Consider the following 11,580-nt stretch of genomic DNA (forward strand, 5'->3'; position numbering starts at 1 on the left):
GACACAGTTCCCTGTCTTTTGTTTGTGACCGGTACAGGATAGAAAAACTTCGGACAGGGGGAAAGGTTAGGTGACAGAATGGCTACATTTCAGGTAGAGCTAAAACGGGTCGTAGATGACAGTTATCCCATTGAGATCGGATTTGATCTGATGGATTATCTGGTAGAGGATATGAAAAACGGACTGCTGGGAGGCAAACAGAAGCTGGCAGTCATTACAGACAGTGAAGTAGAAAAGCGGTATGCGGAGCCGATCGCACAGAAGCTGGAAGAGGCGGGATTTGCGGTAAATATTTTCCCTTTTCCGGCAGGAGAAAAGAGCAAGACACGCCGGACAAAGGAAATGGTTGAGGATGCTATGCTGGCAAAGGGATACCGCAGGGACTGTGGTATCATCGCTGTAGGAGGTGGTGTAGTCACAGATCTGGCAGGCTTTGTTGCCGGAACATACGGAAGGGGAGTTCCCTTTGTAAATTATGCCACGACACTTCTGGCGGCAGCTGATGCATCCGTAGGAGGAAAGACTGCAGTAGATACCCCTCTTGCAACAAATCTGATCGGTCTGTTTAATCAGCCTCAGAAGGTTTATTTAGATATTGCCACATGGAAGACTTTACCACAGAGACAGCTTTCCAGCGGTATGGCAGAGACGATCAAGCATGCGTGTCTTGCCACGAAGGGAGAGTTTTTTGATTTTCTGGAGCAGCATATGGAGGAGCTTCTGGCACTTGATCCGGCACTTTGTGAGCATATGGCAGAGGAAAACTGCAGCATTAAATATCACGTTGTCATGAAGGATGAACGGGAGAGTGGTTTGAGAGAAGTCCTGAATCTGGGACATACGGTCGGTCGGGCCATAGAAACCGTCAGTGATTACCGGCTGCTTCATGGAGAGGCAGTTTCTATTGGTATGGTAGCACAGCTTCATCTGTCATGTCAGATGGGGCATGTAACGAAGGAACAGGTGGAACGGGTCGTGAAGCTTTTGAAGCGGGCCGGTCTTCCGACAGAGATTCCGGAGTATATTGACAGAGAAGCACTTGTCAAAAAGCTGTATACGGATAAGAAGGTAAAAAACGGACAGCTTCGTTTCGTCCTGCAGAAGGGCATTGGAGATGTCGTGGAGTTTCCGGACGGCAGCTTTGCGGCTCCGGTGAGTGAAGAAACTGCCAGAGAGATCATTATGAAAATGGATTGATCAATTATAAATAAACAAACAAGAGGCATTGAAAAAGGAATAATTTTCAATGCCTCTTGTTTTTGCAAAGCATAAATTTTGCTGACGAAATAATCTTTCGTGTTTCCCCTGTATAAAGCTTGTAATAGATTTATTCCTGTACCTGATTCTGCATGATCTTATGAAATGCAGGAACGATCTGGGCAACAACAACGGCCTTTACCAGATCAAGGATAATAAAGGAGAAAAATCCTGCAAACCATGCGGTTTTCCAAGGCATATGGTTCATCAGCTTCAGCCAGACCATACCAAATAAATCTACAAATATAACAGATGCCACGGATACGACCGTGAAACGGATACGGTTATATTTTGCTCCACGAAGCAGTGGTAACAGGAGAGCTACGAGGATAAAGGCAATTGTGTATCCGCCGAGAGGTCCCATAAGGTATCCAATGCCGGCGTTTCCGCCAATGAATACCGGTACTCCTACAGCACCCAGGAGAAGCCATACAATAGAGATCAGCAGAGATTGCTCCAGTGGAAATACGAGAGCGATCAATGTGATAATGAAATTCAGGAATGTTACATGATATCCTGTAAATGGAAGCGGTACGCTGATGTATGCAGAAACGCAGAGAATTGCTGCAAACATTGCCATCAGAGCCAGCCGCTGTGTGGTAAATCTTTTACCGGTAACAGTTGTTGAGTCGTTCATAAGATACCTCTTTTCTTTCGTTTTCTCATATTCTGAGTATGAAATAAATTTGATCAGGGAAAATCCCTAACCTTCGCAACAAAGTATAACGGAGAAAGAAAGTTCTGTCAACCATAAAATAAAATAGGTTGACAGAAAATAGAAAGGGTTACCAAAGTGATTGATAAATTATATGAAATTAGGGGATGATTTTATTAACAAATCAGATTGACAATATACCCTATGGGGGTATATAATTCTTTGCGAAAGGCAGGGATGATATATGGATCCAGAGAAAAAATGCTGTTGCTGTGAGCGCAAAAAACAGCGTCAGGAAAAGGAATATAAGGACATGATCAACCGTCTGAGCCGGATCGAAGGACAGGTACGGGGGATTAAACGGATGGTGGAGGAGGATGCCTATTGCACCGACATTCTGGTTCAGGTATCTGCAGTCAATGCTGCCTTAAACAGTTTTAATAAGGTGCTTTTAGCCAATCATATCAAGACTTGCGTGCGTCAGGATATTCTGGACGGCAAGGAGGAGACCGTGGATGATCTTGTGGTGACGCTGCAGAAATTAATGAAGTGATGCAAAAGGAAAGGAGCTGAAAATGCAATGGAACAATATATTGTAACCGGGATGAGTTGTGCGGCCTGCAGTGCCAGAGTGGAAAAGGCGGTTTCCGGCGTGGAGGGTGTTACCTCCTGCTCGGTGAGCCTGCTGACCAATTCTATGGGTGTAGAAGGAACCGCATCCCAGGCTGCAGTCATTCAGGCGGTGGAGGAGGCCGGCTATGGAGCAAGTCCCAAAGGGGGGCAGGAGCAGTCAAAGGAGGGAGGTCTTGATTCCCTGCAGGATTCTCTTAAAGACCGGGAGACACCGGTTCTTCGCCGGAGACTTCTCTCGTCGGTCATTTTCCTGCTGCTTCTGATGTATCTGTCCATGGGACATATGATGTGGGGCTGGCCGCTTCCTTCATTTTTTGAAGGAAATCATGTGGCAATGGGATTGGCACAGCTTCTGCTGACCGTGATCATTATGGTGCTGAATCAGAAGTTTTTTATCAGCGGCTTTAAGAGCCTCTGGCATCGTGCTCCCAATATGGACACGCTGGTTGCATTAGGTTCTTCTGCTGCATTTGTGTATAGCACCTATGCACTTTTTGCCATGACGGATGCCCAGGTAAAGGGTGATGCAGATGCGGTGATGGGGTATATGCATGAGTTCTATTTTGAGTCGGCTGCAATGATCCTGACGCTGATCACTGTGGGAAAGATGCTGGAAGCATATTCCAAGGGAAAAACCACAGATGCCCTAAAAGGTCTGATGAATCTGGCACCCAAAACAGCTGTGCTGGTGCGTGACGGTGCCGAGATCGAGGTGCCGGTGGAGCAGGTAAAAAAGGGAGATATCTATGTGGTGCGCCCCGGTGGAAATATTCCGGTGGATGGTATCGTGCTGGAAGGAAACAGTGCTGTTAATGAGTCAGCGCTGACCGGTGAGAGCATTCCTGTGGATAAGGCGCAGGGAGACAGTGTATCGGCGGCTACCATCAATCAGTCCGGTGTACTTCGCTGTGAGGCAACCAGAGTAGGAGAAGATACCACTCTGTCAAAGATCATACAGATGGTCAGTGACGCGGCGGCAACAAAGGCACCGATCGCCAAGATTGCCGATCAGGTTTCCGGTGTTTTTGTTCCGGCGGTTGTTACGATCGCTGTGATCACGATCCTTGCCTGGCTTCTGCTTGGAAAAGATATTGGATTTGCCCTGGCAAGAGGAATTTCCGTTTTGGTGATCAGCTGCCCTTGTGCTCTGGGGCTTGCCACACCGGTGGCGATCATGGTAGCCAATGGTGTGGGAGCCAGAAACGGCATTCTGTTTAAAACGGCAGTTTCTATGGAAGAAACCGGCAAGACAGCAATCGTGGCATTGGATAAGACAGGAACGATCACTCAGGGCGAACCGAAGGTTACGGATCTTTTGCCGGCAGAGGACGTGACAGAAGGGCAGCTTTTGGCGGATGCATTCCATCTGGAGCAGATGAGTGAGCATCCGTTGGCGAGAGCTGTTCTTGACTATGGAACCCAAAAAGGTGTAAGCTCTAAGAAAGTCAGTGCATTTCAGGCACTTCCGGGAAACGGTCTGTCGGCTGTCTGCGAGGGGGTACATCTTACCGGTGGAAGTGTTGCATATATCAGCAGCCGCACGGCACTTTCAGATAAAGTAAAGCAGCAGGCACAGGAGCTTGCAGACCAGGGGAAAACCCCACTCTGCTTCCTGCGGGATGACCGTTATATCGGTATGATTGCGGTGGCAGACGTCATCAAGGAGGACAGCCCGCGGGCGGTCCGGGAGCTCCGGAATATGGGCATTCATGTAGTAATGCTTACAGGAGACAATCGTAGAACGGCAGAAGCCATTGGCGCACAGGCAGGCGTGGATGAGGTGGTAGCGGATGTGCTGCCGGATGGCAAGGAAAATGTGATCCGGGAGCTGCAAAAGTTTGGCAAGGTAGCTATGGTGGGAGACGGCATCAACGATGCACCGGCACTTACCAGGGCAGATATGGGTATTGCCATTGGTGCAGGTACGGATGTTGCTATAGATGCTGCAGATGTGGTCCTGATGAAGAGCCGTCTCAGTGATGTGCCTGCGGCAATCCGGTTAAGCCGGGCAGCTTTGAGAAATATTCATGAAAATCTTTTCTGGGCATTTATTTATAATGTGATCGGAATTCCATTGGCAGCAGGAGTCTGGATCCCACTCTTTGGCTGGAAGCTGAATCCGATGTTTGGAGCGGCAGCTATGAGTCTGTCAAGCTTCTGCGTTGTAACCAACGCTCTGCGGCTGAATCTTTTTAAGCTTCACAATGCCGGCAGGGATCACAAAAGAAAAGATGCGATTGCAGTTGATATTATTTCAGATAATTCTAATAATAAGAAAGAGGAGGATAATAAAATGACAAAAACAATTCATATTGAAGGAATGATGTGTGGACATTGTGAGGCACATGTAAAGAAGGCACTGGAGGCCATTGACGGTGTGGCAGAAGCTCAGGCAAGCCATGAGAAAGGTACGGCAGTTGTAACCCTTACAGCGGATGTGGCAGACGATGTGCTGACAAAAGCAGTAGAGGAGCAGGACTACAAGGTTATTTCCGTAGAGTAAGCTTTGCGAAAGAATGAAAAGCAATCGAAATGGATCAGAAAGGATGAAAGGTATGCCGGCAGTTTTATTTGAGGGAGGAACATTCCGCCCGGTGTTTAGTTGTGGTGTGATGGATGCTTTGCTGGATGAAAATATTATGTTTCCTTATTGTATCGGGGTGTCCGCAGGAAGTGCCGATGCGGCATCATATATTTCCAGACAGAGAGGACGTAATATAGAAGTTTTGGAAAAGTACCGTAATGATAAACGGTATATGAGCAAGAGAAATCTTCTGAAGGAAAGAAGTATGTTTGGAGTACAGTTTGCGTTTCGTGATATTCCAAACATCCATGTTCCGTTTGATATGGAGACCTTCCGGCAGTATGACGGTCAGTTTATTGCCGTGACCACGGATGCACAGACAGGTCATGTACAGTATTTTACCCAGAAGGATATTGACAGAGATTTTGAAGTGTTTCATGGCACATGTGCATTGCCGGGAATCATTCCTCCGGCAGTGATTCAGGGCAGAGAATATTTTGACGGCGGACTTGCAAACCCGGTTCCGATCGATAAGGTATTATCGGACGGCAATGACAAAGTACTGGTGGTGCTTACAAGACCGAAGGGATATATCAAAGCATGCCGCCGTTCGGATATTTTGATCGCCCGCAGTATTGAAAAGAAATATCCTGCCATTGCCCGTGCGCTGGTTAACCGTTACAAAAAGTACAACCGTTCCATAAAGCTCTGTGAGGAGCTGGAAAAACAGGGGCGTGCAGTGTTGCTGCGCCCGGAGACTCCGCTCAAAAGTCTGGAAAAAGATGTGAAGGTTCTGCGGCAGTCATGGCAGGCAGGATATGATCAGGCGATGGAGCATCTGGACGAGATAAAAGCTTTATTTCATTAAGATTTTATAGAATTGCTATTTTCTTTTTGCAAAAAATGGTATATAATAGCAACGAATTGAGGTTTTTGTAGTGAATTATACAAATGGAGGATTAGGATTATGTTAGTATCAGCAAAAGAAATGCTTACAAAAGCAAAAGCAGGTCACTATGCAGTAGGTCAGTTTAATATCAACAATCTGGAGTGGACAAAGTCTATTCTTCAGACAGCACAGGAGCTTGAGTCACCGGTTATCCTTGGTGTATCTGAGGGTGCTGGAAAGTATATGTGCGGTTACAAGACCATCGTTGGTATGGTAAAAGGAATGATGGAGGAGCTTAACATCACAGTTCCTGTAGCACTTCATCTGGATCACGGTTCATTCGAAGGTGCAAAGGCTTGTATCAATGCAGGTTTCTCTTCCATCATGTTTGATGGTTCCAGCCTTCCGATCGATGAGAACGTACAGAAGACTACAGAGCTTGTAAATGCTTGTAACATCCTTGGCCTTTCTCTTGAGGCAGAGGTTGGTTCTATCGGTGGCGAGGAAGACGGTGTCATCGGTGCCGGTGAGTGTGCAGATCCTGATGAGTGTAAGAAGGTTGCAGATCTTGGTGTAACAATGCTTGCAGCAGGTATCGGTAACATCCATGGCAAATATCCTGAGAACTGGGCTGGTCTTAGTTTCGAGACACTGGATGCGATCCAGGCTAAGACAGGTGATATGCCTCTCGTGCTTCACGGTGGTACAGGCATTCCTGCAGATATGATCAAGAAAGCAATCTCTCTCGGTGTTGCAAAGATCAATGTAAATACAGAGTGTCAGCTTGCATTCCAGGAAGCTACACGTAAGTACATTGAGGAGGGTAAGGACCTTCAAGGTAAGGGCTTTGATCCTCGTAAGCTTCTTGCTCCGGGTGCAGAGGCTATTAAGGCTACTGTTAAGGAGAAAATGGAGCTTTTCGGATCTGTTGGAAAGGCATTCAACTAAACCTACAAAGGAATATATGGAGACGGCAGTGGGGAAACGGCATCTGCCGTACACAGATATAACAGCTTTGCAGCCTGTATTTATGCAGGCTGCAAAGTTGTTTCTATAATGGAGGATAGAGCATGACCAGAAGAGAGTTTCTGTCAGAGCTGCGCATGGCATTAGAGGGCAATATTCCGGTACAGGATATTGAGGACAATATCCGCTATTATGATAATTATTTTGCGGAAAGCAGTAAGTCTGAGAGAGAGGTATGTGAGGAGCTGGGAGATCCCCGGCTGATCGCAAGAACACTGATTGATTCTTTTACGGCTTCAAAAGGGCCTATGGCAGATTTTTATAAGGAACAGGCGAGAGATGATTACAGCAGGGAAACCCGGACAGACGGTGTTTATCCGAATGGAGGCTCCGGTGAAAAATGGTATGACAAGATATTCCGTTATACGATGATAATTTCTATTGCGATCATTGTGATCGCCGTGCTGATCTTTGTATTGAAGCTTGCTGTAACGGTTGTCATTCCTGTCGTAGTGATCGTTCTAATTATTAAATTCTTATTAGATTTATTCCGTAGATATTGACATAAAGGGCGTTCCGGTGCTATTATCGCGGATAGACATATTGGAGGAAATAAAAGGAATGTATAAGGTATTGTGTAAGGATGGAAGGGCGAAACGTGCCAGACTGGAGACAGTTCACGGGACAGTGGAGACTCCGGTGTTTATGAATGTTGGTACGATCGGTGCCATTAAAGGAGCGGTTTCTACCAGAGATCTGGAGGAGATAGAGACACAGATTATGCTGTGCAATACCTATCATCTTCATGTAAGACCGGGAGATGATGTGGTTTATGATATGGGAGGAATTCGCAAGTTTGCTGTCTGGGATCGTCCGGTGCTGACAGATTCCGGAGGATTTCAGGTTTTCTCTCTGGCGGGGCTTCGCAAGATCAAAGAGGAAGGTGTATATTTTAACTCTCATATTGACGGTCATCGTATTTTTATGGGACCGGAGGAGAGTATGCAGATACAGTCACATCTTGCTTCCACGATAGCGATGGCATTTGATGAGTGTCCCCCACATCCTGCTACCAGAAAGTATATGCAGGATTCCGTGGACCGTACTACCAGATGGCTGGAGCGTTGTCAGAAGGAGATGAAACGTCTGAATGGTCTGGAGGAGACGCTGAATCCTCATCAGCTGTTATTTGGGATCAATCAGGGAGGTACTTTTCAGGATATCAGGATCGAGCATGCAAAAAGGATTTCTGAGATGAATCTGGATGGTTATGCGCTGGGTGGTCTTGCAGTGGGTGAAACTCATGCGGAGATGTATGACGTGATCGAGAAGACAATAGATTACCTGCCGGAGGACAAGCCGACTTATCTGATGGGAGTCGGAACACCGCAGAATATTCTGGAGTCTGTAGAACGAGGTGTGGATTTCTTTGATTGTGTATATCCTGCCCGCAATGGAAGACATGGTCATGCTTATACCAACCATGGAAAATTGAATCTCTTTAATGCAAAGTATGAGAGAGATGACCGGCCGTTGGATGAGGATTGTGGATGTCCGGTATGCCGCCGGTATAGCCGTGCCTATATCCGTCATCTGCTGAAGGCAAAGGAAATGCTGGGACTTCGTTGCATGGTGACACATAATCTGTGGTTCTATAACCATTTGATGGAAGAAATTCGGGAGGCAATCGAACAGGGATGCTTCCAGGAATATAAAAAGAAAAAATTAGAAAGTATGGAGGAACTAAAATGAATGCAATAAGTGTATTGGCATCAGCAAACGGACAGGCTTCTACAACACAGGGAATTCTCAGTATGGTAGTGATCTATGCGGCTATCATTGGTATTTTCTGGTTTTTTGCAATCCGTCCACAGAAGAAGCAGCAGAAGGAGCATGACACACTTCTTACTACATTGGAGGTGGGAGACAGTGTTCTTACTACCAGCGGATTTTTTGGTGTTGTGATCGATATCATGGATGAGGTTGTTATCGTAGAGTTTGGTAATAACAAGAATTGCCGTATTCCGATGAAAAAGGAAAACATCGTAGAGATTGATAAGCAGGGCAATGAAAATAAATAATGGAATTTAATTGCTGATATGATCATAAAACGTCTGAAGAAGTTTTCTTCAGACGTTTTTATTTTCAGAAAATATTTTTTTATTTGTTTCAGAGCATTATTTGTTAGGAAAAAGTGTGCGCGTATGTCAGGATAAATGGTAGTCCACGGCTGCAGCGAGATTTTCCAGATATTCGTAAGGAACGGCCAGCGTTCCGCGACCGGTACCGATATCGATCGCCGGTTTATTGGCTCCGTGAAAGTCTGAGCCGCCGCTTGGCAGCAGGTCAAAACGGGAAGCAAGCTGGCTGGCGTAGTATTCATCCTGCACGGTATGGTTTGAATATTTCACCTCGATTCCCATAAGTCCGGCATCTTTAAGCCGGGCGATCAATGTCTCCAGTTCTTTTTGAGGTAATTTGTAATGAAGGGGGTGTGCCAGGATCGGAACACCACCGGCTTTTCGGATGATCTCGATACCGTCCTCCGGCTGTATATATTCCCGTGGGATAAAGTAGGGACATCCGGGATCGAGATATTTTTTGAAGGCTTCATTTGGAATCTTTACGATCTGATGCTCCACAAGATATCTGGCAAAGTGCGCTCTGGTGATCACAGCATTCGGATTTCCCAGGGTAAGCTCCTCGTAGGTGACGGGGATGCCGTTGGCGTTGAAGCGGCGTATCATTTCTTCGTTGCGTTCCAGACGGCGCCGGATCAGAAGCTGTGTCATATCCTGAAAGGATTTGTTGCGGTGATCAACAAAAAGTCCCACGATATGGATATCTTGTTTTTTGTATGCAACGGAAAGTTCTGTGCCGGGAATCACCTGGATCGGCAGGGAGAATGCGGAGGCGGTGTTCATGGCTTCCTCCACGCCGGATACGGTGTCGTGGTCAGTTAATGCCATAGCACGAAGTCCTTTCTGTGCGGCAAGCCGGACGACTTCAGTGGGGGTGCAGGTGCCATCGGAAGCATTTGAATGTGTATGCAGATCAATATAATTCGTCATAGAAATCCCTCCTGATATTTGTTCTGCTGAATAGTTTACCACAAATGAACATACAATAGATAATAAAATGTGATTTTCAGGAGAAGAAGAATGAAAAGTAAAAATGTAATCGGTTTTTTTTCAGTATTAATGGGAATGCTGGTGATCTCTGCGTTGATTCTGGCAGTTGTTTCAGCATTTATGCTGAATGGACATATGAATTTCGGGTTTGTCGGCGGAGGAGTGATCGCAGCATATGTAATTTCCTCCATGGTGGGAGGCTTTTGCATTGGACAGATCAAAGGAAAACAGAAATTCCTCTGGGGTGCATTGATGGGGGCGGGGTATTTCCTGGTGCTTTTACTGGTGGGGAATGTTGTTTATCATCAGGGACCCGCAATGAATTTTCAGACAGTCAGCAGCGGGATCATCTGTGTGGTTTCGGGGATGATCGGTGGAATGCTTGCCCCGGCAGATCAGGAAAAAAGCTAAAAGTTATCAGATAGTTAACAGTTATTTAATACAAAAGTAAACATTGTGTGATGATAAAAATAATAGTTGTGTTATGATAGTCCGTGTGCAAAAAAGAGGGGATAAAGATGCTCGTGAAATGCACAAGTGAATGAAGGAAGAAAAGGTGAGTAGAAGATGAGCAGAGGAAATAAGGGGAAAGACAGAAAAGAACAGGGGGATTCCCGTTCAATATGGATCATGATTAGTGCGGCTGTGGTACTTGGTATTGTTATCATAGCAATGGCAGTACAGCTTGTGCGGCTGAACCGTCAGGGGGAGCAGAATAAATCACAGATAAAAACAGAGGCCTCTGTGGATCAGAAAAAGAAAAATACAAAAGAGGCAGAGAAACCTGCCGGTACAAAAGAACCGGAAGAAGAAAAGGTCCGGGTAGAGCATATCCGCAAAGATCTGGATCCGGAGAAACCGATGGTTGCCCTGACTTTTGATGACGGTCCTTATGACCGTGTGACTAACCGCATTGTAAAGGTTTTGGCAAAGCATGATTCCAGAGCTACGTTTTTTGTAGTTGGAAATCGTGTAGAACGGTATGCGGATACGATGAAAAATGCTTATAATAAGGGCAATCAGATTGCGACACATACCTTTGATCACGGAGATCTCAGCAAAATGAAAAAGAAACAGATACGCCGTGAATTAAAAAGAGCATTCCGTGTTATGAAAAAGATCAACGGGGAGAATCCAACGATGTTGCGCCCGCCATATGGCAATGTCAATGATAAGATGCGTCAGACGATCCGGATTCCGATGATCTACTGGAATGTGGATACTGAAGACTGGGCCAGCAGAAATAAAGACAAAATATTGAGCCGCTGTAAGAGCATCAAGGATGGGGATATTGTTCTGATGCATGACCTGTATCCAAGTACGGCTGCGGCAGTGGAGAAGCTAGTGCCGAAGCTGCGCAAAAAAGGCTTTCAGCTTGTGACAGTCGAGGAATTATTCTACTATAAAGGCATTGATGCCAAGGGCGGAAAGGTTTATTTCAACGGCCGGTGAAATAACTCCCGAAAAGGCTTGAGGAAATAGGGGTTGAGGAAATGCTTGAGGAAATATAAGGAATCGCTTGCCA

12 protein-coding genes are annotated in these 11,580 nt (G+C 46.0%); 10 read left to right on the plus strand and 2 right to left on the minus strand.

Annotated features, from left to right (window positions below):
- Positions 1-78: 78 nt before the first annotated feature.
- On the plus strand, positions 79-1,197 hold the full coding sequence (gene aroB, locus H8704_RS02145) for a 3-dehydroquinate synthase (RefSeq protein ID WP_249297115.1): 1,119 nt from the start codon (positions 79-81) through the stop codon (positions 1,195-1,197).
- 130 nt (positions 1,198-1,327) lie between these two features.
- On the opposite strand, the gene H8704_RS02150 is transcribed toward aroB, so the two are convergent.
- Positions 1,328-1,894 carry a biotin transporter BioY gene (locus tag H8704_RS02150; RefSeq protein ID WP_243102030.1) on the minus strand — a complete coding sequence of 189 codons (567 nt, stop codon included), beginning with the start codon at positions 1,892-1,894 and terminating at the stop codon, positions 1,328-1,330.
- Positions 1,895-2,156: 262 nt separating this feature from the next.
- Here H8704_RS02150 and H8704_RS02155 point away from each other — a divergent pair, with 262 nt between their 5' ends.
- From H8704_RS02155 to yajC, 7 genes are all read left to right on the plus strand, one after another.
- Positions 2,157-2,465, plus strand: a complete 309-nt coding sequence (locus H8704_RS02155) for a metal-sensing transcriptional repressor (protein WP_178659315.1) — start codon at positions 2,157-2,159, stop codon at positions 2,463-2,465.
- A 27-nt stretch (positions 2,466-2,492) separates the two neighbouring features.
- Entirely contained in the window at positions 2,493-5,048 is a 2,556-nt protein-coding gene (locus H8704_RS02160; protein ID WP_249297117.1) for a heavy metal translocating P-type ATPase, read from the plus strand.
- Between the two features lie 52 nt (positions 5,049-5,100).
- A complete protein-coding gene (locus H8704_RS02165) occupies positions 5,101-5,937 on the plus strand; it encodes a patatin-like phospholipase family protein (protein ID WP_022465274.1) in 837 nt (278 codons plus the stop codon).
- A gap of 99 nt (positions 5,938-6,036) precedes the next feature.
- Positions 6,037-6,906 carry a class II fructose-1,6-bisphosphate aldolase gene (gene fba / locus H8704_RS02170; protein WP_022465273.1) on the plus strand — a complete coding sequence of 290 codons (870 nt, stop codon included), beginning with the start codon at positions 6,037-6,039 and terminating at the stop codon, positions 6,904-6,906.
- A 122-nt stretch (positions 6,907-7,028) separates the two neighbouring features.
- The gene (locus H8704_RS02175) at positions 7,029-7,487 is read left to right on the plus strand and encodes a DUF1700 domain-containing protein (RefSeq protein WP_022465272.1); all 459 of its coding nucleotides are present in this window, start codon (positions 7,029-7,031) and stop codon (positions 7,485-7,487) included.
- A 58-nt stretch (positions 7,488-7,545) separates the two neighbouring features.
- Positions 7,546-8,676 (plus strand): tRNA guanosine(34) transglycosylase Tgt, encoded by a 1,131-nt coding sequence (gene tgt / locus H8704_RS02180; protein ID WP_118678675.1) that lies wholly within the window; start codon positions 7,546-7,548, stop codon positions 8,674-8,676.
- On the plus strand, positions 8,673-9,005 hold the full coding sequence (gene yajC / locus H8704_RS02185; RefSeq protein WP_022465270.1) for a preprotein translocase subunit YajC: 333 nt from the start codon (positions 8,673-8,675) through the stop codon (positions 9,003-9,005). The genes tgt and yajC overlap by 4 nt, the downstream gene beginning before the upstream one ends.
- A 126-nt stretch (positions 9,006-9,131) precedes the next feature.
- Here the strand turns inward: yajC and H8704_RS02190 are convergent, their stop codons facing one another.
- Positions 9,132-9,995 carry a PHP domain-containing protein gene (locus tag H8704_RS02190; protein ID WP_249297119.1) on the minus strand — a complete coding sequence of 288 codons (864 nt, stop codon included), beginning with the start codon at positions 9,993-9,995 and terminating at the stop codon, positions 9,132-9,134.
- Between the two features lie 90 nt (positions 9,996-10,085).
- Here H8704_RS02190 and H8704_RS02195 point away from each other — a divergent pair, with 90 nt between their 5' ends.
- Both H8704_RS02195 and H8704_RS02200 read left to right on the plus strand, forming a co-directional pair.
- Complete coding sequence (locus tag H8704_RS02195; protein ID WP_249297120.1) at positions 10,086-10,466, plus strand: TIGR04086 family membrane protein; 381 nt, start codon at positions 10,086-10,088, stop codon at positions 10,464-10,466.
- 156 nt (positions 10,467-10,622) lie between these two features.
- On the plus strand, positions 10,623-11,507 hold the full coding sequence (locus tag H8704_RS02200) for a polysaccharide deacetylase family protein (RefSeq protein WP_249297122.1): 885 nt from the start codon (positions 10,623-10,625) through the stop codon (positions 11,505-11,507).
- Positions 11,508-11,580: the final 73 nt, after the last annotated feature.

This window comes from Jutongia huaianensis (assembly GCF_014384985.1).
GTDB classification, from domain to species: Bacteria; Bacillota; Clostridia; order Lachnospirales; family Lachnospiraceae; genus Jutongia; species Jutongia huaianensis.